We start from the raw sequence: 25792 nt of genomic DNA, 5'->3' as shown, positions 1-25792 counted from the left end.
ATGACCGCACACGGGGAATTAAATATGTTTAAAATGAGTACGTTAGGTAAGCTTGCCGGAGCCGGTGTTATTTCACTGATGATGCTGAGTTCGTTTGGTGCCCAGGCCCGGACGTTGCAGCAAATCATGGAGAGCAAAACACTGATCGTCGGGGTAAATCCTAACCTTCCGCCGCTGGGCGTTTATGATGCAAAAAATCAGATTTCCGGATTTGATGCGACGGTGGCTCAAAAAATTGCCGACCAGATGGGTGTCAAACTGCAACTGGTTGCTGTGGGCTCCAATGACCGTGTGCCATTCATCATGGCAGACAAAATTGATGCGGTGATGGGGGGAATGACCCGTAACGATCAGCGGATGCAGGTGGTAGATTTTACCGACCCGGTGAACACCGAGGTATTGGGTATTCTCACCACAAATAAAACAACCTACAAAAACGTGCAGCAACTGAATGACCCGTCAGTGCGTCTGGTGCAGGTACGTGGCACAACCCCGATTAAATACATTCAGGACAATGTGCCTAAAGCACAGTTACTGATTCTGGATAACTATCCGGATGCGGTGCGTGCTATCGCCCAGGGTCGTGCTGATGCACTGATCGATGTGCTGGATTTCATGCTGGATTACACCAAAAAATATCCAACCCAATGGCGGGTCGTGGATGAGCCTATCGAAGTCGATTATGACTGTATTGCGGTCAGCAAAGGCAATACCGATCTGCGTGTGCGTCTGAACCAGGCGATCGACACTTTGCAAAAAGATGGCTTTATTGCCTCGACCTGGAAGAAGTGGTTCGGTCACGCCATGTTGCATGATCCGACTGCTTCACCGACAAAGTACTAAGTTTTTTATCATCACCTCAGGCACCTTGATTTTAAGGTGCTGATTTTTTGAGATTATTTCGATGACTTTGAATTTTGCCCCAATACTCAATCAGTTACCTTATCTGGCCGGAGGGGCGTGGATCAGTCTGCAACTGGCAGTGCTGGCCTTTGCCTTTGGCATGCTGATTGCCATGGTCTGCACCTCTCTGTTGCGTTACGGGCCCCCGCTGGCCGGGAAACTGGTCAATGCCTATGTGGTGTTCGCAACCAATACCCCTCAGCTGATTCAGATCTATTTCCTGTTTTTTGCTCTGCCGGAAGTGGGGATCCTGCTGTCGCCGTTTAATGCAGTGCTGATTGGGGCGACCTTCAATGCCGGCGCCTATCTGTGTGATATTCAGCGGGCCGGATTTGATTCGGTCCGTCAGCGTGAAATCGAGGCGGCAGAAGTGCTGGGCTTTTCCCGGTTGCAGATTATTCGTTATGTCATCCTGCCGCATGTGATGAAAGTGATGTTCCGGCCACTGTCTAACCAGTTTATTGTGATGACACTCGGTACTTCGATGGCATCAATGTTCGGGGTTGAAGAGCTGACAGGGCGTACCTATAACCTGAGCTCAGAAACCTATCTTTCTGTGGAATCATTTTCAGTCGCCGCCGTGCTCTACATCATCCTGACAGTGATTGCGACATTCGCGCTGGCGGTCATCGGCCGGTATCTGTTCCGCGCCAGAACAGAGGTCTTCTGATGAACTATTCACTTGTTAATGAACTGAGCGGGTTGTTCTCCTGGTACAACATACTGCTGTTATTGCAGGGACTGGGGCGAACGCTGGCATTGTCCGCGTTTGGCTGTCTGGTAGGTTTCCTGTTGGGATTTGTGCTGGCTATTTTCGGTAATACCAGCAGCAAAGTACTTAAGCCATTACGAGGGCTTATCCGTATTTACTGCTTTATGTTCCGGCGCATACCGTTCCTGGTCACACTGATGCTGATCTTTTTTATCAGCCAGTATTCCGGTCTGAAATTGTCCACCTTTATGGTAGCGCTGGTGAGTGTCTGCCTGATTGCCGCAGCTTATCTGGGAGAGGTGATTCGCAGCGGGCTGGAGTCGGTACACCGTAACCAGTGGGAAGCCGCAGAAACTCTCAATTTCAGTTATCTGCAAAGCCTGCGATACATCATTATTCCTCAGTCGATTAAGGTAGTTATTCCTCCGACTTTTAGCTTTTTCATTATGTATATCAAAGATACCACTCTCGCCTCGCAGATTGGTGTGATGGAACTGACATCTGCCAGCAAAGTACTTACAGATAAGGGATTTTCCGCAGCTTTGGTGTATGCCACGGTGCTGATCCTTTATTTCTGCATCTCTTATCCTTTATCGCGCTTTGGTAAGCGCCTGGAGAATAAAATTGCCACAGCTCGATATCGTTAATCTTAAAGCGGCCTATGGTGAACAGCCGGTGCTGGTCAATATCACCCTGCCAGTGGAGAAAGGGGACATTGTCAGCCTGATAGGTCCGTCCGGATCGGGGAAAAGTACCCTGTTAAGAGTGCTGATGGGATTGCTGCTGCCTTCAGAAGGCCATGTTTGTCTTGATGGCGAGAAACTGGAATATTCGGATAAGCAGCAACTGCGCCAGCTACGTTCCTCGGTAGCTATCGTATTCCAGCAGTACAACCTGTTCCAGAATATGACCGTGCTGGAAAACGTGATGATTACCCCGACCAAAATTAAAGGTCGTCCGAAAGCTGAAGTTGAGCAGGAGGCCAGACAATTGCTGGAGCGGGTTGGATTATCTCACCGGTTGTACGCCTATCCGGATGAATTGTCCGGTGGACAGCAGCAACGTGTGGCTATTGCCCGCGCCCTGGCCCTGAAACCTAAAATCTTATTGCTGGATGAAGTGACTGCCGCCCTCGACCCGGAAATGGTGAATGAAGTACTGGATACCATACGCGAGCTGGCAGCTGAGGGGATGACGATGTTTATCGTTTCTCATGAGATGAGTTTTGTGCGTGAAGTCTCTTCAAAAGTGGTGTTTATGGCTGACGGAGAGGTGATCGAAAGCGGCACTCCGCAGCAGATATTTGACCATCCCGAAAAAGCCCGTACTCAGCAATTTATTGGCAAAATATTACGTCACTGAACAGAGGAAATAGCGGTTGAATAACGAGATTTTTTCCCAGGTTAATCCCCCGGCCCGATTGCTGATGGGGCCCGGGCCTATTAATGCAGACCCGCGGGTACTGCGGGCGATGTCTGCGCAGTTACTGGGACAGTATGACCCGGCAATGACCGGCTATATGAATGAAGTCATGGCTCTGTATCGCGGCGTTTTCTCCACGAAGAATCTCTGGACGCTGCTGATTAACGGGACCTCCAGGGCCGGTATTGAAGCCTTACTGGTTTCCGCGATACGTCCCGGCGATAAAGTTCTGGTGCCGGTTTTCGGCCGGTTTGGCGAACTGCTGTGTGAAATTGCTCATCGCTGCCGCGCAGAAGTCCACCGGCTGGATATTCCCTGGGGTGAAGTCTTTAGCCCCGATCAGATAGAAGATGAAATTAAGCGGCTGCGGCCACGAATGCTGCTGACGGTACACGGGGATACTTCTACCACCATGTGCCAGCCATTGCAGGAGATTGGGGCGATTTGCCGGCGCTACGATGTGCTGTTCTATACCGATGCTACCGCCACTCTGGGCGGAAATACCTTAGACACCGATGGCTGGGGTCTGGATGCGGTCTCTGCCGGAATGCAGAAATGCCTCGGCGGTTCTTCCGGGACTTCGCCAGTCACTCTGAGCGAGCGGATGGCTGAGCATATTCGTCGTCGTCGTCGGGTGGAGGCGGGTATTCGTACCGAAGCTCACCAGCACGGTGAAGATGAAATGATCTACTCCAATTATTTCGATATGGGGATGATCATGGATTACTGGAGCAGTGAGCGGCTTAATCACCATACCGAGGCCACCAGTGCGTTATATGGCGCACGGGAATGTGCACGGATTATTCTTGAAGAAGGGCTGGAGCAATGCATTGCCCGCCATCAGCAGCATGGCGAAGCCATGTTACGCGGTGTCCGGTCGATGGGGCTTGAGCTGTTCGGTGATATCTCCCATAAAATGAATAATGTCCTGGGAGTGATGATTCCTGAAGGCGTCAATGATTTGGCGGTCAGGAACAGTATGTTGCAGGATTTCGGCATCGAGATTGGTACTTCGTTTGGCCCGTTGGTAGGCAAAGTATGGCGTATTGGCACCATGGGTTATAACGCGCGTACTCAGTGCGTCATGCAAACGTTGAGTGCTCTGGAAGCGGTATTGCACCGGCAGGGGTTTTCGACGCCGCAGGGTGCGGGAATGCAGGCAGCCTGGGATTACTACGCGCAGAACGATATTGCCGGCTGATAATAAAAAAGGCTGTCCATCAGGACAGCCTTTAGTCAGCGATACTGTACGATTAGTGGATAATATGCAGAGAAATCCAGTACAGTCCGGCAGATAACAGAATCGAAACCGGCAGAGTGAGTACCCATGCCATCGCGATGTTCTTGATGGTTTTGCCCTGCAAACCACCGCCATCGACCAGCATGGTTCCGGCCACGGAAGATGACAGGATATGGGTGGTCGAGACCGGCATACCGGTGTAACTGGCAATCCCGATAGAAGCCGCTGCAGTGACCTGCGCCGCCATCCCCTGACCGTAGGTCATGCCTTTCTTACCGATTTTTTCACCGATAGTAGTAGCAACACGACGCCATCCCACCATAGTCCCGACAGAAAGTGCCAGCGCGACCGCAAAGATAATCCACACCGGAGCATACTCAACAGTACCGAGTAAATCATGGCGTAAATCGCCCAGGAATTTACGGTCCTGACTGCTGGTCTGCGGTAACGATGCAACCTTATCGGCAGTATCAGAAATACACAGCAACAGGCGACGCATCTGGGAACGTTTTTCGACACTCAGCTCGTCATAACTGCTGAGATTAGTCAGCATTGTCTGTGCATGTGCCACTGCTTCCAGTGCCCGCTCATTACTGCAGTGGAACTCTTCCACCGGAGTCGCTATTGCTGCCGGAGTGACTGTCGGAGCGATGATCGACTGCAATGACTGGCTGTTCTGCTGGTAGTACTGATCCAGATGTTCTACCGCATCGCGGGTGCGGGCGATATCGTATCCTGAAGAATTCATATTAACGACGAATCCGGCAGGGGCGACACCAATCAGTACCAGCATAATCAGGCCGATACCTTTCTGCCCGTCATTAGCACCGTGCGAATAACTCACACCAATGGCAGAAACAATCAGCGCAATACGGGTCCAGAAAGGCGGCTTTTTCTTGCCATCAATTTTTTCCCGTTCTGCCGGCGTCATATGGACCCGCGAACGTTTACGCGTCCCGTTCCAGTATTTGCGCAGCAGATAAATTAATGCGCCTGCCAGAGCCATACCAATCAGCGGTGACAGAATCAGTGACATAAATACGTTGATAACTTTCGGAATATTCAGGGCGTCAACCAGCGAAGTGCCGGTGACCAGGGCATTGGTCAGCGCAATGCCGATAATCGCTCCAATCAAAGTATGGGAACTGGATGCAGGCAGACCAAAATACCAGGTGCCCAGGTTCCAGATAATTGCCGCCAGTAACATAGAGAACACCATGGCCAGGCCATGGGCAGAACCTACATTCAGCAGCAGATCTGTCGGCAGCATATGAACAATAGCGTAAGCTACGCTCAGACCACCTAACAGCACTCCCAAAAAGTTAAAGATCCCCGCCATTGCAACAGCCAGTTGCGCGCGCATCGCCCGGGTATAAATTACCGTGGCAACAGCATTAGCGGTATCATGAAATCCGTTGATTGCTTCGTAAAACAAAACAAACAGCAGAGCAACTACCAGTAGTAGGCCAGTACTTAAATCGATACCAGCAAAAAGATGAAGCATAAACGTTACGCCATTTTTTGAGGACATGAACCCCGCGCATTATCAGCGAGAGATGTCCATTCAGGAAAGGAAAATCTCTTTTTTTTTGCAGTTATGTGACAAATTCATGAAAGTTTCATTTTAAAAATACTTAAAAATTATAATGTTATGCAAGGTGACGGTTGGCTGATAAATTTTCAGTCTGGAGTCCGGCAACGCATATCTCTACAATCAGCCGTTTTTCGGGCGGGGGCAATATGGAAAAGTTTGACGTTATTGTGGTGGGTGCCGGTGCTGCCGGACTGTTCTGTGCCGCTCAGGCCGGGCAGCGAGGTCTGAAAGTCCTGGTGCTGGATAACGGCAAAAAAGCTGGCCGTAAAATCCTGATGTCCGGGGGCGGGCGTTGTAACTTCACTAATCTGTATACCGAGCCTGCCGCCTACCTGTCGCATAACCCTCATTTTTGTAAGTCAGCACTTGCTCGCTATACACAGTGGGATTTTATTGAGCTGGTGGGAAAACACGGTATTGCCTGGCATGAAAAAACGTTGGGGCAACTGTTCTGCGATGACTCTGCTCAGCAAATCGTTGATTTGCTGTTGGCGGAATGCCAGAAAGGCCAGGTGACTTTGCGGCTGCGCAGCGAGATCCTTGCCACTGAACGTGACGAACAGGGGGAATACCGGTTAAACGTTAACGGAAATGAAGTGAGTGCTCGCAAACTTGTTATCGCTTCCGGAGGGCTGTCGATGCCAGGTCTTGGGGCAACACCCTGGGGTTATAAGATAGCTGAACAGTTTGGATTACGGGTATTTCCGACCCGTGCGGCACTGGTGCCATTTACTCTGCATAAACCATTGCTGGAACAGCTACAGACTCTTTCCGGTGTGGCACTGCCGGTGACGGTAACCGCGCAACAAGGAACTCTGTTTAAAGAAGCGATGTTATTCACCCACCGCGGATTGTCCGGGCCTTCTATGTTGCAAATTTCCAGCTACTGGCAGCCAGGTGAATGGTTAACAATCAATCTGTTTCCGGAAATGGATCTGGCAGAATTTCTCAATATTCAGCGCACTGCTCACCCTAATCTGAGCCTGAAAAACAGCCTCGCCAAAGTATTACCAAAGCGTTTAACCGAAACCCTGCAACAGTTACAGATAGTCCCGGAGTTAACCTTAAAGCAGCTGAACCACAAACAGCAGCAGCAACTGGTAGAGCAGCTAACCTATTGGAAAGTACAGCCCAACGGAACCGAAGGCTACCGGACCGCCGAAGTCACTCTGGGGGGCGTCGATACCGACCAGCTCTCTTCGCGTACCATGGAAGCCCGCGAGGTTCCCGGGCTCTATTTTATCGGTGAAGTAGTAGACGTGACTGGCTGGCTGGGAGGTTATAACTTCCAGTGGGCATGGAGTTCGGCAGCAGCCTGTGCAGAGGCGTTGTAGTTACTGAAGTGACCGGAAGTGCGATGATATCTCACTCGCACTTGTCCCGCCGTTTTATACGCTAACAGTGAGATAATCACGGCTTACAGAGTTATGACCTTTTTAACACCGAAGGCTATCCTCTGACACCGGGCTTATGTTAGTAAGCACTTGCTTTAATTTTTCATTCCACCTGCCTGATGATAACCGCAAGATCTGCTGCAAGTTTTGTTATCTGTTCCTCAGAAAGTGTGGTGAGTGTTAAGCGTATGCCACTGCGATGATTACCGACTGAGAAATCATTACCGTTACGGATGATCCACCCTCTGTTTTTCATGCCATCAATGACCGGTTCACAGGGAAAAGCAAAAGAGAGCCAGACATTGATACCATCCCCGTCCTCGCAATAACTTAATCCGTGTTTATTCAGCTCCCGGATAAAAAACTCTCTCTTATCGCGGTAGTGCTGGCGAGCGGTGTTGAACTGTTGGCTGCTCTGCTGGCTGGTGAGTGCCGCTTCAGCAATATCCTGCAGTAAGTGACTTACCCAATGGGTACCGGAGGCAAGACGATGTTTCAGGCGCAATGACGTATCCTGGTCACTGGCGACCAGAGCCATTCTGAAATCAGGTCCTAAAAATTTAGAAAATGAACGGATGACTGCCCAGTACCGGCTACTGTCTGGAATAACATTATGATATTCACGGCAAGAGATGAGAGAAAAGTGATCATCAATAATGATCATAACCTGCGGGTATTGGGCCAGAATTTCTCGGATTTCGGCGGCCCGCCGGGAAGAGAGACTAAAGCCAGTGGGGTTATGAGCCCGTGCAGTAATGATGACCCCCTGGGCACCGGAAGATAATGCATTTCGCAGTTCTTCGGGTCTGATTCCCTGGTTATCCATACTGATGGCTACAGGTTTCACACCAAGGCTGAGCAGAGTACTCTTGCTGCCCAGAAAACAAGGGTCTTCCACGGCCACCTGTTCGTCTTTGTTAATAAACCCGCTGAGCAGGCGTTCTAACGTATCGACAGTGCCATGGGTAAGCGTCAGCCCGAATTGTTCAGGAACGACCGGGGCAAACCAGTGCTGACCAAATTTTTCAAGGCCGGGATTGATCACCGATTCACCATACAGGCGTGGAGTGGTATTGACGGCACTGAGAAAGGTCTGCAAAGGAAGCAGCATCGAGGGATCGGGATTTCCCCCGGAAATATCTGTCAGAACTGTGTCAGGGTGTGGGCCTTCCTGAGGCGGAAAATTGCTGAGTTGCCTGACTGTGGTTCCCTTTCTGCCATTGGCTTCGGCAATGCCTGCATCGATAAGCTTTTTATAGGCGTTTGCCACTGTATTTTTATTGATCCGCAGGCTTGCAGCCAACTCTCTGACCGGAGGGAGGGTTTCGCCTGGCATGATGTCTTTGCAGCGGACTCTGGTTCTGATTTTATCAAAAATATCGTTTGCAGTGACTTTTCCAGTCATAACGGTTTGTATCCCGGGTACAGTCTGTACAAGATCCCAGCCTCTGTGATTTGGTCAGGCCGCAGGGACAGTGTTCAGGTGAACTTTTTTGGCGCGGAGTGGAGATTATCGCTAAACAAGCTGGCGATGTCAGTACCGGCATGCAATGGTTCTCTCTGATACTCCGTGATTTCCGGTACAGGGTCATTCTGCCCGGGCTGATTAAGGTTATTTCTGAGTTTCCTTCCTGACAGCGAGTATTTTTAACCGGCAGGCATCGACCACCCAGGCGGAAAAGTTTGATGTTTTCTGTACAGCCATGACCGATTCTATTTGTTTAATTAAGCTATGGGGTATCCGGATATGTTTTTCCTGTGTTTTGCTATTTGATGTTTTACTCACATTTCACATCCATTTTATAAAAAGCAGCTGATTATTTGTTTTACTGCAAACGCATTCCGGCGGCATACATTGCAAGTTTAAATACGCAGGAAATAACGCCAAGTGCGATGACGCTTAACAGATAAATAGCTATCATCCAGGCGGTTCTTTTCCATAAAGGTGATGTTTTTTTTTCGACCTGTTGCATAAATACTCCTTTGGTTTATTACCCGGAGGACGGGCCCTCAGAGAGAGCCCTGGTGATTAATCAATGATAGCCTTCATTTGAAGTCACTTTCCCGCGGAATACATAATAACTCCAGAAGGTGTATGCCAGTATTACCGGAATAATAAACACCGCGCCTGCCAGCATAAAATGCAGTGTCGTTTCAGGTGCCGCTGCTTCCCGGATACTGACTGATGGTGGAATAATATTTGGCCAGATGCTGATCCCAAGCCCGGAGAAGCCAAGAAATACCAGCAACAGAGTCATCAGGAAGGGTGAATAATGCGCCTCACGTTTGATCCCTCTGTATATCTGCCAGGAAGAAATCAGCACCAGCACCGGTACCGGAAGGAACCAGAAGAGATTAGGCAGGCTAAACCAGCGCTGCGCAATCGCGGCGTTTGTGAGCGGCGTCCAGAGGCTGATAATCACAAACACAGCTAACAGCAGGCCGAGCAGGGGCAGTGCCAGATCGGACATTTTCTTATGCAGACCATCGCTGCCTTTCATTATCAGCCAGGTACAACCCAGTAACGCATAAGCAATTACTAATCCGAATCCGCAAAACAGGGAAAACGGGCTGAGCCAGCTGAGATCTGAGCCAACAAAGGCGCGATGAGAGACTTCAAAACCATTCATCACTGAACCGACGATAATGCCCTGACTGAAGGTTGCAACGACTGAACCTACGATAAAAGCTTTATCCCAAAACGGACGGTGTGATTCAGTGGCTTTAGAACGAAACTCGAAAGCGACTCCACGGAAAATCAGCCCCAGCAGCATCACGATAATCGGTACTGAAAGTGCATCTGCAATAACTGAATAGGCGAGTGGGAACGCGCCGTACAGAGCAGCTCCACCAAGTACCAGCCATGTTTCATTACCATCCCATACCGGGGCGACCGTATTCACCATCAGGTCTCGCTGAAATTTATCTTTATTGAAGATAAAAAGTATCCCGACGCCTAAATCGAAGCCATCCATCACGATATACATCAGCATCGAAAAGATGATGATCGCAAACCAGATTATTGAGAAATCGGGCATATTATTTCCCTCCTTTCGATACGTTCAAAGGCTCATGTACCGCCGAAAGTGGACGTGCCTGGGTGAAATTAGTGCCGGGGCCACCGTTTTCCGGGGTCTCATGGTGATCAACCGCCGGGCCCTTTTTGATAATGCGGATCATATAGAGATAACCCACGCTAAAGACGGAACCGTAAACCAGTACAAAGGCGAGTAAGCTCAGACTCATGTGTAAATCACCGTGCGCTGAAACTGCATCGATGGTTCGTTTATACCCGTACACTACCCATGGCTGGCGGCCAGCTTCTGTCGTAACCCAACCGGCCAGCAGTGCAATCAGCCCTGACGGTCCCATGAGTAAGGTGAATTTATGAAATGCTCTTGAATCAAATAATTTACCTTTGCGGCGTAACCACAGACTAATAAAACCAAGGCCTATCATCAGAAGCCCCATGGCGACCATAATGCGGAATGACCAAAAGACAATCAGAGAATCTGGCCTGTCGGCCCGTGGGAAGCTTTTTAATGCAGGGACTTGTTTATTCAGGCTATGAGTCAGAATAATGCTGCCTAAATAAGGAATCTCCAGGGCATATTTGGTTTTTTCCTCTTTCATATCAGGAATGCCAAATAAAACCAGCGGTGTGGCTTCTCCCGGAGGGTTTTCCCAGTGACCTTCAATAGCTGCGATTTTGGCAGGCTGGTATTCTAAGGTGTTCAACCCATGAGCATCACCTACGATAGCCTGAACCGGAGCCACAATTAAGGCCATCCATAATCCCATAGAGAACATCTTGCGTACTGCTGGTGATTTATTACCTTTGAGCAAATGCCAGGCACCGGAAGCGCTCACAAGAAAGGCGCTCGCCAGAAAAGCAGCAATCGTCATATGGGCTAAACGATAAGGGAATGACGGGTTGAATATGATTTTGAACCAGTCGGTAGGGATAACTACATCATTCTGAATAATGAATCCCTGTGGTGTTTGCATCCAGCTGTTGGATGCCAGAATCCAGAAGGTTGAGAAGATAGTCCCGAGTGCGACCATACAGGTTGAGAAAAAGTGCAATCCGCGGCCGACGCGGTCCCAGCCAAACAGCATAACGCCAAAAAATCCGGCTTCGAGGAAAAATGCTGTCAGCACTTCATAGGTAAGCAGGGCGCCGGTAATACTGCCAGAGAATGCCGAGAATCCGCTCCAGTTAGTTCCAAACTGGTAAGCCATCACCAGACCAGAAACAACCCCCATCCCGAAATTAACCCCAAAGACTTTGATCCAGAAATGGTATAGCTGATAATAACTTTGATCACGGGTTTTAAGCCATAACCCCTCCAGCACTGCAAGATAGGTGGCAAGCCCGATAGTGATTGCCGGAAATATGATATGGAAAGAAACAGTGAATGCGAATTGTAACCTTGCGAGATGAAAAGCATCTAAACCAAACATTGATGGCCCCCATTGCTATTACTGCTTGTTATTTTTAATTCTGATGACATAAAGATGTTTCCGGAATGATATTTAATACTGGAAGGGATCTTATATTTTGCAAAAATTAAAAACATAAACAGTTAATCAGCCCGCAGCTATAACAGTTATAAAAAAGCACAAATAAATCACATTCTGACTTTATACATTTATATGAAGTGTGGATTTAAATAAATATTATTTGTTAAATTATTGTTTATATCTATGGTTTTTTTATTCGCTGATGATAGTGAATGCTGGTGTTTGTCCGCCAGGTAAACTGTCTGGTTATTAAAAGTTTTCCATTAAATATGGCATTTTTATTTTTGTCTTCATTTTTAATTTTTTGTACTGGTACAAACAAAATATTGTCTTATCCGGGGGGCAGGAAACCACCGACAGACGATGGATTTCAGAGGACAGCAAGCCCAGCAATGGCCTGTCCAGAGACGTTATCGTTGCCGGGGCTGACGGTTTTGCTCATCATTGACTTCATGAATAATCGTTATTAACGCCTTAAGCGCGGCGGGAATATGCCGCCTTCCCGCATAGTACAACGACACTCCGGGCAGCGTAGCAGCATAGTTATCCAGTACCGTCACCAAACGTCCTGCGAGTACTTCCTCTGCGACATACCATTGCGGCACTTGTGCAATACCGCAGCCCTGTTTTACCGCTTCCAGCATCAGTTGCGGGGAATCCAGCACCAGTGGTCCTGAAACATCCAAAGTGAGGGGCTGTCCGTTCTGCCAGAAATGCCAGCCAGAAGGTAATCCTCCCGGTAACCGGCTACGGATGCAGGGGAAGTTCAGTAATTCTGTCGGGGATTGTGGCGGTGTTGACTGGTCAAAATATCCGGCAGAAGCCACCACCACCAGAGGAATTTCGCGTATCAGAGGTACAGCAATCATATCCTGAGGCAGTCGTGAGTCCGGGCGAATCCCTGCATCAAAGCCCTCACTGATGATATCCACCCGGCGGCCTTCGGTGACAATATCCAGACTGATGGCCGGATAGCGTTCGGTAAACCGCCGAAAGACAGGGGCAAACACCATCAAAGCAGCACCCAGCGAACTGTTAATCCGCAATGTTCCTGACAACAAAGTGTCACCGCTGCTGGCGGCGTCCATCGCTTCGAGCAGCTGTCTGACCGCAGGCTCAGCCCGGGAAACAAAGCGTTGTCCGGCTTCGGTCAAAGAAACACTGCGGGTGGTACGGTGAAACAACCGAACTCCCAGCCGGGATTCCAGCCCCGCCACTGCGTTGCTGACCGCCGTGACAGACATATCCAGTTCGGCTGCCGCACGGCGAAACCCCTGATGCCTTGCGACCGCCAGAATGACGCTAAATTCAGACAGCCCGTTTTTTTGCATTGTTTCAGTTTTCGTAATGTTTTGATTCTGTCTGAACATATTATCAAAACAATCTTTCACTGCCAGACTGTTGTTACTCACTTTTTAACCTGATTACGTCGGGAGTTCAGTTATGTGGCAGATAGCAGAAGCATATATCGGTGGCAAATTTGTCCCGGTCACCGGTCATGAAGTTATTCAAAGCTACAACCCTTCTAACGGCAAGCTAATTGGCACTGCCCGGTTGGCCAGCCGGGCGGATGCCAGACAAGCCGTGCACGCCGCCGCCGCAGCTCAGCCCTCTTTTGGACTGAGCACTAAAGAACAGCGGACAGAAATGCTGCAGGCGCTGCATGCTGCAGTGCTGGAACATTCCGCCGCTATCTGTGAGGCAACTATCGAAGAATATGGTGGCCCGTTGTCGCGTTCCCGTTGGGTCAGTCAGTACTCCGCGCAGTGTTTTCTCAATGCAGCCCGCATACTTGAAGAATACCCGTTACAGAGAAAAGCCGGCAGTGCGGAAATTTTCATGGAACCGGTAGGCGTGTCAGCATTGATTGTTCCCTGGAACAGTACGGCGGGGACTTTATGCAGCAAGCTGGCCTTTGCTATTGCGGCAGGATGTGCGTCGGTGATTAAACCAAGTGAATTTAGCCCGTTGCAGAATCGTGTAGTGGCAGAAGCATTGCATCAGGCTGGCTTACCGGCAGGGATATTCAATATTTTGTCCGGGCGGGGAGAGGAAGTCGGGGAGGAATTATCCATTCATCCGCAGATAGCTAAAATCTCGTTTACCGGTTCAACGTCGGTAGGAAAAATCATTGCCCGTTCGGCGGTGGACAGTTGCAAACGCCTGATACTTGGGATGAGTGGAAAGTCAGCATCAGTGTTGCTTGAAGATGCTGATATTTCGGTCGCTTTGCCGATGGCACTATCTGCAGCTTTTATGAATAACGGGCAGGCGTGTGTTGCCGGCAGCCGGTTACTGGTCCCTGAATCTCAACTGGAAACGATCAGCCAGCAGATTAAAACACTAATAGATGCACTAAACGTCGGAGATCCGGCCGATCCTCGTACAGAGATCGGCCCGTTATTCAGCCTGCGCCAGTACGATCGCGTACAACATTATATTCGTCGGGGTGTGCAGCAGGGCGCTACATTACTGACGGGGGGAGAAGGCCATCCGATCGGGCTTCAACACGGATTTTTTGTCAGACCGACCGTATTTACCCGGGTCAGTAACGATATGGATATTGCCAGGGAAGAAATTTTTGGCCCTGTGCTGTCGGTGATAAGTTACCGGGATGAGGCTGATGCTATACGGATTGCCAATGATTCCGACTATGGTTTACAGGCTTATATCTTCGGTCAGGACCAGCAGCATGCATTGCAAATGTCCAGGCAACTGAATGCGGGAAGTGTGCTGATTAACCGCATCGTGCCGGAACTGATGGCACCTTTTGGCGGGGTTAAACAGTCTGGTATTGGTCGGGAACTGGGCGTGTCTGGCCTGGAATCTTTTCTTGAGCCTAAGGCCGTCGTTACTGGTTAAATTCCGTGGCTTTGCAGGCAGTAGCTTTGCCTGCAAAGCCATGTTTAAATCGAGGGCTGGTTCGTTTTCTGAAAGCTGCCTTGTTATGAACGAAAGAACAATCTTCAGCCGCCCACACAGCGGCAGTGCCGCCAGTGTATGGCAGGCCAGGGCGCTGCTCACCCGCCGGATAACCATTGACCAGGCAACTTTGTTGCTGGTCAAATCGGGGCAAAAAGTTCTGTGCTGGCAGGATAACGAAATCTGTCTGAATGCCGGGGATATGGTGGTAATTGGCAGCGGAAATACCTTTGATGTGACCAATATTCCCGGAGAGCCAGCCGGCAGGTTTGAGGCCAGCTGGATCAGTTTTTGCAACGAGCTGCTTCAAAATGCCGGAGCCCGGCCGTTGCAGCCGGTCTTACAAACGGCGGCGCATCGGGTCGCAGCAGCTGCCCCTGCCTTTTGCCAGGCATTTCAGCACGCTTTTGATGCTCTGAGCGATAGCGAATCAATCCCCCAGGCAGTGGCCGTGAAACGAATGGAAGAGATGCTCAGTTGGCTGGATGCTTATCAGATATTTTTCCCCCAGCCCCGCAGCCAGGGAATGACCGGCAGGATCAGGCAACAGGTCACCGGTAATATCGCCTGGCCGTGGAGCGCCGCGGATACCGCAAAAGCCATGGCTGTTTCTGAAGCAACTCTGCGGCGTCATCTGAAGGCTGAAGGTACCAGCTTCTCGCGGCTGGTCAGCGATATTCGTATGGAGTATGCGCTGACTCTGCTACAGGTGACCGACCGGCCAGTGACGCGAATCTCCCTGGAAGTGGGCTATGAAAATCCTTCAAAATTCTCTGCCCGTTTTCGCCAGCGTTTCGGCTTTTCCCCGGGACAGGTACGGTCGGAGAATTTCAGTTTATCCATTCCCTCACTGCCGACCCCGGTTTAACGCTGAGCCGTGATTGTCAGCTGTGTTTTACCCAGAGCATTGGCGTTCACCATATAGCCAACCATTGCCGGTGTTGATGCAGCAGAGATCCCCGGCAATTGCGCTACTTTCAATGCCGTTAAGGTCACAACATAGTGATGCAGCTGGCCAGACGGCGGGCATGGCCCGGCATAACCGGCAACACCATAATCCGTGCGGGTTTCAAGTATTCCATTCGCAGTATTCTGGGGCTGATGGCTAAATCCTGTGGGCAGTGTTAACTGATTGCCGGGAATATTGACGACCTGCCATTGTATCCACCCCATCCCGGTAGGAGCATCTTTGTCAAAGATGTTCAGAGCAAAGCTTTTAGTGCCAGCTGGTGGATGGCTCCACTGAAATTCCGGCGACAGATTTCCTCCATGGCAACCAAAACCATAAGAGGCACTCAGGGTCTGTGCCGGCAGGAAGTGGCCACCGGGAGTCTGCGGACTGCTCAGATGAAAGGTGGCAGCGCTGGCTACCGTACTGGCAATGGCCATAATAGCAATGCCAGTAATGCGGGGGATGATCGATGGCATCATTGTTCTCCGTCAGGGGTTAATAGCAGACAGGCTAACCCTGATAAAGAAATGCTACAGCCCTGAAAACGTCAATCGATGCTCCGTAACGCTCATTTTTAACTGCCAGTCGAAACCGTTAGTTCATGGCATAGCATTTTGATGTCGGGACATTTTGGTCTGAGCCGCTACCCGCGCCTTTCAGCAGGCAGATAATATAATGCTGGTGAAATCTGAGGGTGACCACCGGGCCGTCAGACGCCAGGGAAGAGGAGATAATCTTGCCGCCCTGGTTCAGCATTTGCTCCAGTGACTGATTTACTGCGGAGAGTCGGGTGGGGTATTCCAGCGCATTACCGGGGACTTTGGCTCCGGTTTCCGGGGGCCACTGAGCGGCGGCGGAAAAAGAGCTTACTGCAACAAATATCAACAATAGCAGTGTTATCAGGTTCTTCATTTTCATAAACTCCGGGGCATATGATGACAGCATCACCCGTGGCCAGGATGATGCTATGTGCAGGACAGGGCCAGGTGTTGATATAGCGACTATACCAGCCAGTCGTGCTCTGCCTTAGTCGCCGGAGATACCGGGATATAATAATTACCGGAGAAGGTTTCTGGTAATGGCTGGTCGGGTTGATACTTGTGCTGGCAGATAAAAATATCCTGTCCGTTACGACGTGCTTCCGGGCGAAATGGCATGACATGCTGGTAAATGGTCGCCTGCATATCTACAAACTGTTGCTGTGTCCCGGAGAATTGAAAGCGTAAAAAACGGCCCGACTCAGGTGGCCTGATAATAATGCCCTGCGGTGAAGTATTAAACGTCAACGTAAACCTGACCTTACCGCTCTCCGGGTCAGGTTCAAAATGCTCGGCCATGCATCCGGGCAGTGAGCCTTTTCTCATCGCCAGAATTTCCCCGACGATGCGTTCACGATGAAGATGATGGTAACCAATATCTTCAAGTTCATTATGGTCACAGTAATAGCTAAGACTGGTACCCTGAATAGTATCTGGTCCCTGAGTGACAATTTCAGCTTCTGGCAGCGCATCACTGTGATGGTGTGCTCTGGCGACCATACCGCGAAAATGCCATTCGTGGCTGCTACGGTATTGTCCCGGAGCGCTACCGAAATGGCGGGTAAACGCCCGGGTAAATGTCTGTTGTGAGCTGAATCCCAGTAATTCGCTGATTTCGACCGCTGGCATATCGGTCATTTTCAAAATCAACGCCGCTTTATTGAGTTTCCGGTAGCGGATATAAGAGGCCAGCTGAAACCCGGTATCATCCCTGAACATACGTTGCAGATGCCATTTGCTGTAACCGGCTTTCGCCGAGACATCATCGATAGTGAGTTTTCCTTCCAGATTTTTTTCAATCCAGTCAATAAGATCACGGGTAAACGTATTCATTTTTTACTCCTTTAATGACCGGAATAATAATAGCGACAAAAACGGCTAATATCCATAATATAAATTTATTGATATTTTACTCAGGTTGTGAACAGTCTCATAAAAATAATTCAGTATGCGATAAAATAAATTTTAGTGATGGCCACTGCCATTGTTCAGTAGGTGGTTATTTTCAGCATAAAAAACACTGAGCTGTTCATACATTACGGATGCCGGGCAGTAGAAGGTTTATCTGAATTAATATTTTCTTAATCAAAAGGCCAGTGATTATTATAAGGCTTTGCCAGCCCCGCCAGCCAGAGCCCTGTGATACCGGGGTATCGGTTATTATCTCTCCCTGTTATGAACCCGTCAGCTGGCAATGCTGACAGGCTGGCTGGTATAAGACAACGCCACGCGGATTCAGGTAAATAAATTGTTAAATGCAGAGTGCTATAGGGCATGCCTATACAACGCAGCAGGAAACCACTATTCATCCGGGGTGAAAAAAAACCTATAAATATTCAAAGCAGGGTATCCCTCTCAGAGTCATCCACTCAGGGAATCCGACATAAGCTGTTAAGCGGATAGCATCATGATAGTCACCGATACTTTTCCCCGTGAATAATAATGGTGGCCCGTGAATATTTATCTGAGCCCGTTTATTAATTCTCTGATAATACGATGAACAAAGGAATATTATGAAAAACACTGACAAAGTCACGATTTCTTCCGGCGGTGCATTCGAATCTGTATTCGGTTATTCAAGGGCAGTGAAAGCAGGTAATCATCTGCATATTTCAGGGACCTGCGCATCGCCAGATTATGAACACAACGATGCTTATCAGCAGACGGTAGCTATTTTGAAGACTATCAGTGAGGTAGTAGCTAAAGCCGAAATGCAAATGTCCGATGTGGTGCGTACAGTGGTGTATGTCAGAGATATTAACGATGCGCAGCTGGTGGCAAAAGCCCACCTGGAAACTTTCGGAGATATTCGTCCGGCGAGTACTTTAGTTCAGGTAGATTCTATGCTGCGGACCTGGCAACGGGTCGAAATTGAAACCTATGCAATAAGCTGAATCCCCGGTGGACAGAGCCGCTGCCTGGGTAAGGGAACTGTCCGGGCAGGGCAATTTCACGGAAAACCGCTTACATCATATTCTTAACCAGTAACTGAAATACGGCGTAAAGTAACCCCGAAATCACGGAAATTATGATTGCCCGTGGTAATTTGACATGCGCTTTTTTCCATTGCCAGAACCACATTGCCAGACCCCAGAACACAGCAAAAAAAACGGCACTGAAAATAAAACTGATTACGGTCTCTTTCATTGATTTCCCGTTATGGTCAAAACGATAGCCGTCCATACTACATGATTTTGGACGACTATCATCCGCTGAATTAACAAAGCAGTTCACAGTATTTGCGATGCTTCTGGTTATTCGCCGGATTTGCTGACCAGCCTCCCAGGTTAAGGCGTCTTTTCTGCATCCTGTACGACCAGCGGGGTCTATCCGGTTTTCTGAGGTGATATCAGATGGCTACCTTGTCTGAACCAGGGCAGGAAGAACTGAATCATCGGGCCGATAGCCAGTGCATAAATAATGGTACCTGGTCCGAAATTGCCACCGAGAGCCCAGCCAATCAGTAATACAGTGACTTCAATCGAGGTACGGATCAGCCGCAGTGACCAGCCGGTACGACGGTGCAAACCAGTCATCAGCCCGTCACGTGGTCCGGGACCAAATCCGGCACAGATGTACATCACCGTGGCAATAGCATTCAGTACAATGGCGGCGGCCAGCATCAGCCAGCGGGCTGTCAGTGAGGTCAGTGGTGGCATAATGGCCAGCGCAGCGGCAGCGGCCAGTCCCAGGACGACCACATTACTCAGCGTTCCCAACCCCGGTCTTTGGCGCAGCGGAATCCACAGCAGCAGTACCAGTGCTCCGGTCACGATCATCACGGTACCGACATTAACGGAGAGGGTTTGTGCAACACCCAGATGAAAGACATCCCACGGATCGGCACCCAGCCCGGTGTGCATATACATACCACAGGAAATTCCGTACAGCGTTAAGCCAACATAGAGTTGCAGCAATCTCTTCAGCATCTTATTTCTCATTATTTTCCGGTTGACAGTGGACTGATTGTCATCTGAAATGGATTACTAATTAATAGCCAGTTTCGAAAAAGTGGATCGCATATGTCATCAAGACGGTTTGGCCATCAGTCACTGATTCAGATGCTTGGGCACTGGCAGCAGACGCCTTCCCGGATTCCTTTGTGGCAGCAGCTGGCTGCGGCATTGCGTTTGCTGATTCTTGATGGCCGGCTGGTGCAGGGAACCCGGCTACCCGGTGAGCGGGAAATGGCCTCTGGCCTGAATATTAGCCGTACCACGGTCAGCAGTGCGCTGACTCAACTGCGTGACCAGGGCTTTTTGCAAAGCCGTCAGGGAAGTGGCAGTCAGGTGGTGATCCCCGCCAGCAGTGTGGCTGTTCCCGGCACAATGTCGTCTGGTGCTCAACTGGATCTGTCAACCGCATCGCCGGTGGCTGGGCCGGAAATTCATCAGGCTTACAGCCATGCGATGGAGTTGTTGCCGGGCCATTTGCAGACCTCAGGTTATAACCAGAAAGGGACGCTGTCCCTGAGAGAATCTATTGCCCGGCGTTATTGTCAGCGAGGTCTGCCAACTACGCCGGATCAGGTTATGGTGGTTAACGGAGCCGTCAGCGGGCTGGCCCTGATTTTACGCTTGCTGGCAGGGCCGGGGGATCGGGTTTTGGTGGACCACCCGACCTATCCTTCAGCGCTGGGGGCCATTCGCGGAGCATCCTGTCAGGCGGTGGGAGTGCCTTTATTATCCGGGCGCTGGGATATTGCCGGGCTGAAAGCGACCATTGCCCAGACCTCACCCCGTCTGGCTTATCTGATTGCGGATTATCATAACCCGACGGGATATTGCATGGATGAGGCCAGCAGGGCTGAGATCACTGCAATTGCAGCCCGGACACGCACACCACTGGTGATTGATGAAACCCTGGCTGAACTTTGGTATCACCAGCCACCTCCCCGGCCGGTTGCAGCGTTTCCCGACAGTGAGATGGTTATCAGTCTGGGCTCTGCCGCTAAAAGTTTCTGGGGTGGGTTACGGATCGGCTGGATTCGGGCTTCATCTTCACTGATCACTTCTCTGATACAAATTCGGGATTCGCTGGATTTAGGCTCACCACTACTGAGCCAGCTGGCAACCGGATGGTTACTGGATAACAGTGATCAGTTTTTGCCACAGCGCCGTGCCATGCTGAAACAGCACCGTGATACCTGCCAGCGTCTGATGCAGGAATATTTCCCTGAGTGGAAGACTCTCACTCCGCCAGGCGGGCTCTCTTTCTGGGTTGAACTGCCGGGTATGCAGTCCACAGGATTTGCGTCGCGGGCCAGTGATGTCGGAATATTACTGGGAACCGGTACAAGATTTGGCCTGTCAGGGGCTTTTGACCGTTATCTGCGTATGCCTTTCAGCGCAGATGAGCAAACATTACGCCAGGCCTTTCAGCGACTACAGCCACTCTGGGCCACTCTGCCGGAGAACAGTGCGACAGCCTACAGCCGTCAGGTATTCTGAATACGCTCCCGGAAAGGGCAATTTTCCCTTGCAGTCTTCTGCTCCGGGCTGCTTTTGGGCGATAAAACGCGGGTCATAACAGATAATGACTGGTGGCCTGCGTCTGCACTTACCGCGACCTGCAAATGTGCGATTTTCACGGTATGAGTCGCGGGGAAAATGCGGCACAGAGAGTAGTTGATTTAACTTTAATCCGGTGGGGAGTGAGCATTACCGGGCATGCCGGTTTTTTGTGGAAACTATCGGGGATAATACTGGTGTCGGCGGGCTTAAACTGAAAAGAGTTCACGCCGGGCTGGCCGGCGTGAAGTATATCGACAGATTATTGTGCAGGAGTCTGAGCTTCCGCATTTTTCTTACGGCGTTGTAGCTTTTTGATAAGTACCAGGGCTTCCGCTTTGGTTGCTACCGCAGGGGTAGAACCACGTAATGGTTTACGTGCAGTTTCACGCAAGGTGAATACAGTGATCAGTCCCACCACACCCGCAGCCATCAGATAATAAGCCGGAATCATCACATTGTGAGTCTTATCTACCAGCCATGCTGTCAGTAACGGGGTCGTACCACCAAACAGTGATACTGAAACATTAAAGCCAATTGCCAGTGCGCTGTAACGGATATCTGTGGTGAACAGCGCCGGCAGAGTAGCAGGCATAGTTCCACTGAAACAGGTATGTACCACACCAAGAATAATCAGTCCGGCAAACACGCCCCACATACTTCCGGAACCAATCAGCATCAGACATGGAATTGACAGTACCAGCAGACCAATTGCTCCACCGGCAATGACAGGACGGCGACCAACACGGTCAGTCCAGTGTCCCCAGAACAGTGTCAGTGGCATCATCACAAACATCACCACCATCACCAGCAACAGGCTGCTTAATTCGCTCAGACCAAGGATTCCGGTCAGGTAGCTTGGCATGTAAGAAGTCAGCATATAATTGGAAACATTGAACAGTAATACCAGCCCGATACATTTCAGCATCTGTGCGCGGTATTTATTCAGCATCTGCCATAAATTCAGACGTGGTTTGCTGTGTTCCAGAGCTTCCTGCTTTTCCATATGCTGCTGGAAAGCCGGAGTTTCTTCCAGTTTCAGACGAACATATAACCCAAACAGACCCAGTGGTGCTGCAATAAAGAAAGGAATTCTCCAGCCCCAGTCCAGCATCGTTTGTGCCGGCATCACTGAAGTCAGCAGCGTGACCAGACCGGCCCCCAGCAGGTATCCGCCCAGGGTACCAAACTCCAGGAAACTACCCATAAACCCGCGACGGTTATCGGTAGAATATTCGGCAATAAAGGTTGCCGCGCCACCGTATTCACCACCGGTCGAGAAGCCCTGTAACAGACGGGCAGCCAGCAGTAACAGCGGTGCCATAATACCGATGCTGTTATAAGAGGGAATTAGCCCGATACAGAAGGTACCGATAGCCATCATAATCATGGTGATGGCCAGAATTCGTTGGCGTCCGTAACGGTCACCTAACGGACCAAATACCAGCCCACCCAACGGGCGGACCAGGAAAGCAGCCGCGAAAGTACCGAAGGTAGCAATCAGCTGAGCGGTGGCGCTGGCATCAGCAAAAAATACTTTACCGATAGTCACTGCCAGGTAGCTGAATACGCCAAAATCGAACCATTCCATGGCGTTGCCCAGTGCTGCTGCACCTACGGCGCGTTTCAGCATATCGTTATCGACGATAGTAATATCATCGACGGTCAGTTCTTTTTGTTTTTTATTCCAGAAATGTTTTTTCTGTTTTTCGGTGCTGTTGCTGGTGCTGGTGCTCGTCATACAGTCCTCAATAACGCGGTCAATGAGGGCGCCTTATAGCTTTCGTTGCCATGGAAATAACCGGAAAAACAGAAGGGAAAGAAAGCTATAAGAAGCCAAAAGAATAAGGCTAAAAGATATCGACATAAATCGATATATATTTACCTTAGTATAAAACTGTGACGGGTTTCAAGTTTAGGGCAAAAATAGCTGAATATATTGCCAGAAACAGAACTATATTTTGGTATTTTTGGGTTATGCAGGTTAATTGCCTACGATAATTGAGATGGTTTGTCGGAAATATATTTTGCTCTGCATAAATAAAATTATCACAAATATTTTCATGTTGACAAGCCTGATCTCACGGATAATGGCACAGGTCTGATGCCATGATTATTTAATATTATTCGCAGATGACGCTGCCGAAAATTCCTTTGCCAACCAGCCGGATAGCTGCTGTATTTCCGGCCATTGCTGTTTCTCCGGGCTGGTCACAAAATAATATTCCCCTCCCGGCAAACTCTGCGCCAGAGGCGCCTGCAATATCTTCTTATTCAGCGCATCTCTGGCCAGTAATTCGCTGGCAATTAACACTCCCTGACCGGCAACCGCTGCCTGCAAGGCGTGAGTTTCATCATTGAAGTGTATTCCTGAATCAATATCGAGTTCTGCCGGGCCAAATGCCTGTTGCCAGTGTTTCCAGTCTGGTGAAGGCTGAGGTATTTGCCGGTTATCTATATGAAACAGTGTCTGGTGCTGCAGGTCGTCATTGCAGGTTATTGCCAGCGCGGGGCTGGCTATCAGCACAAAACGGTCCCTGTACAGCAGCATATTAGCCAGGGTCGGGTTCACATGTTGGCTGTAGCGTATAGCGCAGTCGGCCAGCGAACCACTGACATCCGCCAGGGTAGTACTGGTGTGCAGATGCAGTTCGAGATCAGGACAGGAGTGTTGTAAAGAGGGTAACCGGGGGATCAGCCAGTGAGTCATGAAATTTGAAGTCGTACTTAGTGTGACCGCTCCCCGGGGGCCTGGCGAGGTAATCTCTTCGACCGCCAACCGAAGCGTCGAAAAGGCGGCAGAGGTCGCACGGAACAGTATGGCTCCGTTATGAGTCAGGGAAACACCTTTTGCAGAGCGCTCAAACAACCGGCATTGCAGAGCTTCTTCCAGAATGCGGATCTGGTGGCTGATCGCTGTGGGTGTCACACCAATATCCTGACCAGCCAGCTTGAAACTTGCGAGCCTGGCTACCGCATCGAAAGCACGTAGTGAGAGCAACGGGGGAAGCCTGGTCGGTTTCATAGCTGAATTAAACTCATCTTTGAATGAAATATATGATTTTGTAATCCAGTATAACAAGGCATTAATCTGTGTTCCGGAATATTTAATCATGAACTAAATTCATTTTTATGACGGAGAGAGTGATGCAACCTGCCATAACCCCGCAGTCCGGAAGATCATCGGCTTTTGCCAGCGTGGTCCCCGGTATGGCACAGGCGATTATTGCACTGGATTATGCAGTGATGTTCGTGGCTTTGCCGGTGATTACCGCACAACTGCATCTCAGCACCGCGGAAGCCGGGGGGATAATGGCGGTATACGGGCTCTGTTTTGCGGCTTTTTTGCTGGCGGGTGGCGCAATATGCGATCGGATGGGTGCAAGGTTGACGTTCAGCATGGCAATGGGACTGTTTATGCTGGCCTCAGTTCCCGGGGCGCTGGCTCATCAGCCTGAGTGGTTGCTGGCTGCCCGGGCATTACAGGGAGTTGCTGCTGCCTTTATGCAGCCGTCAATTCTGGCACTGATGGCAGGCCGTTTTCAGGGCATAGCGTACCGACAGGCGCTGACTATCTGGAGTGCCACCGGAGCAGCAGGGTTAGTGGCGGGCGTGATACTGGGTGGGATTCTGGCTCAATTGTACTGGCCACTGATATTTTTGCTGAATATCCCGGCCGGGATGCTGATCCTGTGGCTGGTGTGGCGACATTTTCCTGCGCAGCCGCGCTCTGAAACCCGTGGGCTGTTTACGCCAGGTGCATTAGTGGGTAGTGCCGCTGCAGGCTTTACTGTTCTGGCGTTACTGCGGCTAAGTAGCGAGGGTGCGCCGGATTATCTGCTGAACCGGCTAGCGGTAGTGTTGGCAGGGCTGTTTTTACTGAATGAAAAATGGTCTTCACGGCCGCTGATTGGCCCGGAGTTAAGGCAGCGGGTTTCGTTTCAGGCCAGCTGGCTGGCCAGTGCCTGTTATATGGCCAGTGCCGGCAGCCAGTTTTACCTGCTGACTCTGTTGTGGCAGCAATATTACGATTTCAGTGCGCTACAGACCGGACTGTTGTTTGTTCCACTGGCGGTGTTAATCATGGCGGGTAACCGTGTTTATCGTGGGCTAGCGGGCCGGTACAGCATGCAGCAGTTGTTGTGCCTGGGATTTTTATTATGTGCTGCAGGATTTTACCTGCAGGGCAGCCAGGCATTGACTCAGCAATCGCTATGGTTTGTGAGCGGGGTGATTCTGAGTGGTATCGGACATGGAATAGTCTACCCGGCGATATTCAGTCTGGGGCTAAGTGGTGTTGCTACGGATTTACAGGGCCGTGCCAGCGCGGTAATTGTCACCAGCCAGTATCTGAGCGGGGCAATCACTCTGGCGGTTCTCGGTCTCTTACTTGGCAAAGGACATAGCGCCAGCGAATGGGAGCAGGCTTTTCAATGGCTCACATGGGCCGCTGTCGCTGGCATGGTGGTGGCGATCAACGCGGGGAAAATGGTTAAGGCCGGGGAACACTCTGCGGACAGTTAGCCCCCGGCAGCCGGGGGCGAAAATACAGGCCACTCAGTACAGGGTTCCTGCATTACC

General features: G+C 50.2%; 25 protein-coding genes. 11 read left to right on the top strand and 14 right to left on the bottom strand.

The features are described 5' to 3' along the window. Nucleotides 1-24: 24 nt before the first annotated feature. The 5 genes from A7K98_RS19595 (at nucleotide 25) to A7K98_RS19575 (ending at nucleotide 4238) form a co-directional block, all read left to right on the top strand. A complete protein-coding gene (locus A7K98_RS19595) occupies nucleotides 25-843 on the top strand; it encodes a transporter substrate-binding domain-containing protein (RefSeq protein WP_087490611.1) in 819 nt (272 codons plus the stop codon). Between the two features lie 61 nt (nucleotides 844-904). After that, the gene (locus A7K98_RS19590; RefSeq protein ID WP_087490044.1) at nucleotides 905-1573 is read left to right on the top strand and encodes an amino acid ABC transporter permease; all 669 of its coding nucleotides are present in this window, start codon (nucleotides 905-907) and stop codon (nucleotides 1571-1573) included. Then, entirely contained in the window at nucleotides 1573-2262 is a 690-nt protein-coding gene (locus tag A7K98_RS19585) for an amino acid ABC transporter permease (protein WP_087490043.1), read from the top strand. Before A7K98_RS19590 ends, A7K98_RS19585 begins: the two co-directional genes overlap by 1 nt. After that, nucleotides 2240-2977 carry an amino acid ABC transporter ATP-binding protein gene (locus tag A7K98_RS19580; RefSeq protein ID WP_087490042.1) on the top strand — a complete coding sequence of 246 codons (738 nt, stop codon included), beginning with the start codon at nucleotides 2240-2242 and terminating at the stop codon, nucleotides 2975-2977. The genes A7K98_RS19585 and A7K98_RS19580 overlap by 23 nt, the downstream gene beginning before the upstream one ends. 64 nt (nucleotides 2978-3041) lie before the next feature. After that, nucleotides 3042-4238, top strand: a complete 1197-nt coding sequence (locus tag A7K98_RS19575; protein WP_407703126.1) for a pyridoxal-phosphate-dependent aminotransferase family protein — start codon at nucleotides 3042-3044, stop codon at nucleotides 4236-4238. Between the two features lie 52 nt (nucleotides 4239-4290). On the opposite strand, the gene pitA is transcribed toward A7K98_RS19575, so the two are convergent. Then, the gene (pitA, locus tag A7K98_RS19570; RefSeq protein WP_157666063.1) at nucleotides 4291-5781 is read right to left on the bottom strand and encodes an inorganic phosphate transporter PitA; all 1491 of its coding nucleotides are present in this window, start codon (nucleotides 5779-5781) and stop codon (nucleotides 4291-4293) included. A gap of 236 nt (nucleotides 5782-6017) precedes the next feature. Here pitA and A7K98_RS19565 point away from each other — a divergent pair, with 236 nt between their 5' ends. Then, nucleotides 6018-7205 carry a BaiN/RdsA family NAD(P)/FAD-dependent oxidoreductase gene (locus tag A7K98_RS19565; protein WP_087490610.1) on the top strand — a complete coding sequence of 396 codons (1188 nt, stop codon included), beginning with the start codon at nucleotides 6018-6020 and terminating at the stop codon, nucleotides 7203-7205. A gap of 163 nt (nucleotides 7206-7368) precedes the next feature. On the opposite strand, the gene A7K98_RS19560 is transcribed toward A7K98_RS19565, so the two are convergent. The 6 genes from A7K98_RS19560 to A7K98_RS19535 form a co-directional block, all read right to left on the bottom strand. Further along, the gene (locus A7K98_RS19560) at nucleotides 7369-8670 is read right to left on the bottom strand and encodes an aminotransferase class I/II-fold pyridoxal phosphate-dependent enzyme (RefSeq protein WP_087490039.1); all 1302 of its coding nucleotides are present in this window, start codon (nucleotides 8668-8670) and stop codon (nucleotides 7369-7371) included. Nucleotides 8671-8877: 207 nt separating this feature from the next. After that, the gene (locus tag A7K98_RS21670; protein ID WP_087490038.1) at nucleotides 8878-9051 is read right to left on the bottom strand and encodes a YlcI/YnfO family protein; all 174 of its coding nucleotides are present in this window, start codon (nucleotides 9049-9051) and stop codon (nucleotides 8878-8880) included. Nucleotides 9052-9091: 40 nt separating this feature from the next. Next, nucleotides 9092-9238 (bottom strand): DUF2474 domain-containing protein, encoded by a 147-nt coding sequence (locus A7K98_RS19550; protein WP_087490037.1) that lies wholly within the window; start codon nucleotides 9236-9238, stop codon nucleotides 9092-9094. Between the two features lie 60 nt (nucleotides 9239-9298). Then, entirely contained in the window at nucleotides 9299-10303 is a 1005-nt protein-coding gene (gene cydB / locus A7K98_RS19545; protein ID WP_087490036.1) for a cytochrome d ubiquinol oxidase subunit II, read from the bottom strand. A 1-nt stretch (nucleotide 10304) separates the two neighbouring features. Further along, nucleotides 10305-11729 carry a cytochrome ubiquinol oxidase subunit I gene (locus A7K98_RS19540; RefSeq protein ID WP_087490035.1) on the bottom strand — a complete coding sequence of 475 codons (1425 nt, stop codon included), beginning with the start codon at nucleotides 11727-11729 and terminating at the stop codon, nucleotides 10305-10307. 470 nt (nucleotides 11730-12199) lie between these two features. Continuing rightward, nucleotides 12200-13201 carry a LysR family transcriptional regulator gene (locus A7K98_RS19535; protein ID WP_211276810.1) on the bottom strand — a complete coding sequence of 334 codons (1002 nt, stop codon included), beginning with the start codon at nucleotides 13199-13201 and terminating at the stop codon, nucleotides 12200-12202. Nucleotides 13202-13232: 31 nt separating this feature from the next. Between A7K98_RS19535 and A7K98_RS19530 the strand changes: the two genes are divergently transcribed. Together A7K98_RS19530 and A7K98_RS19525 are read left to right on the top strand one after the other, a co-directional pair. Then, nucleotides 13233-14651, top strand: coding sequence for an aldehyde dehydrogenase family protein (locus A7K98_RS19530; RefSeq protein WP_087490034.1), 1419 nt, complete (start codon nucleotides 13233-13235; stop codon nucleotides 14649-14651). Nucleotides 14652-14736: 85 nt separating this feature from the next. Continuing rightward, complete coding sequence (locus A7K98_RS19525) at nucleotides 14737-15579, top strand: AraC family transcriptional regulator (RefSeq protein ID WP_087490608.1); 843 nt, start codon at nucleotides 14737-14739, stop codon at nucleotides 15577-15579. Here A7K98_RS19525 and A7K98_RS19520 read toward each other — a convergent pair. The 3 genes from A7K98_RS19520 to A7K98_RS19510 form a co-directional block, all read right to left on the bottom strand. Then, a complete protein-coding gene (locus tag A7K98_RS19520; RefSeq protein ID WP_232461570.1) occupies nucleotides 15576-16142 on the bottom strand; it encodes a YbhB/YbcL family Raf kinase inhibitor-like protein in 567 nt (188 codons plus the stop codon). The two genes, A7K98_RS19525 and A7K98_RS19520, sit on opposite strands and share 4 nt — an antisense overlap. 115 nt (nucleotides 16143-16257) lie before the next feature. Continuing rightward, nucleotides 16258-16575 carry a hypothetical protein gene (locus tag A7K98_RS19515; RefSeq protein WP_087490607.1) on the bottom strand — a complete coding sequence of 106 codons (318 nt, stop codon included), beginning with the start codon at nucleotides 16573-16575 and terminating at the stop codon, nucleotides 16258-16260. Nucleotides 16576-16664: 89 nt separating this feature from the next. Further along, nucleotides 16665-17534, bottom strand: a complete 870-nt coding sequence (locus A7K98_RS19510; protein WP_087490032.1) for a helix-turn-helix domain-containing protein — start codon at nucleotides 17532-17534, stop codon at nucleotides 16665-16667. Between the two features lie 680 nt (nucleotides 17535-18214). On the opposite strand from A7K98_RS19510, the gene A7K98_RS19505 reads away from it, so the two are divergent. Next, nucleotides 18215-18595 (top strand): Rid family hydrolase, encoded by a 381-nt coding sequence (locus A7K98_RS19505; RefSeq protein ID WP_087490031.1) that lies wholly within the window; start codon nucleotides 18215-18217, stop codon nucleotides 18593-18595. A gap of 70 nt (nucleotides 18596-18665) precedes the next feature. Here the strand turns inward: A7K98_RS19505 and A7K98_RS19500 are convergent, their stop codons facing one another. Together A7K98_RS19500 and yczE are read right to left on the bottom strand one after the other, a co-directional pair. After that, nucleotides 18666-18848 carry a DUF6404 family protein gene (locus A7K98_RS19500; protein WP_157666022.1) on the bottom strand — a complete coding sequence of 61 codons (183 nt, stop codon included), beginning with the start codon at nucleotides 18846-18848 and terminating at the stop codon, nucleotides 18666-18668. A 179-nt stretch (nucleotides 18849-19027) separates the two neighbouring features. Beyond that, nucleotides 19028-19630, bottom strand: coding sequence for a membrane protein YczE (gene yczE, locus A7K98_RS19495; protein ID WP_087490606.1), 603 nt, complete (start codon nucleotides 19628-19630; stop codon nucleotides 19028-19030). A gap of 93 nt (nucleotides 19631-19723) precedes the next feature. Between yczE and yczR the strand changes: the two genes are divergently transcribed. Further along, the gene (yczR, locus tag A7K98_RS19490) at nucleotides 19724-21151 is read left to right on the top strand and encodes a MocR-like transcription factor YczR (protein WP_087490029.1); all 1428 of its coding nucleotides are present in this window, start codon (nucleotides 19724-19726) and stop codon (nucleotides 21149-21151) included. A gap of 322 nt (nucleotides 21152-21473) precedes the next feature. Here yczR and proP read toward each other — a convergent pair whose 3' ends face one another. Then, the gene (proP, locus tag A7K98_RS19485) at nucleotides 21474-22952 is read right to left on the bottom strand and encodes a glycine betaine/L-proline transporter ProP (protein ID WP_087490028.1); all 1479 of its coding nucleotides are present in this window, start codon (nucleotides 22950-22952) and stop codon (nucleotides 21474-21476) included. A gap of 372 nt (nucleotides 22953-23324) precedes the next feature. Beyond that, complete coding sequence (locus A7K98_RS19480; RefSeq protein WP_087490605.1) at nucleotides 23325-24236, bottom strand: LysR substrate-binding domain-containing protein; 912 nt, start codon at nucleotides 24234-24236, stop codon at nucleotides 23325-23327. A 122-nt stretch (nucleotides 24237-24358) separates the two neighbouring features. Here A7K98_RS19480 and A7K98_RS19475 point away from each other — a divergent pair, with 122 nt between their 5' ends. Next, entirely contained in the window at nucleotides 24359-25735 is a 1377-nt protein-coding gene (locus A7K98_RS19475; RefSeq protein ID WP_232461569.1) for an MFS transporter, read from the top strand. Nucleotides 25736-25792: the final 57 nt, after the last annotated feature.

This window comes from Tatumella citrea, from assembly GCF_002163585.1.
Taxonomy (GTDB): domain Bacteria; phylum Pseudomonadota; class Gammaproteobacteria; order Enterobacterales; family Enterobacteriaceae; genus Tatumella; species Tatumella citrea.
This window is presented reverse-complemented; position numbering and strand designations above follow the sequence as displayed.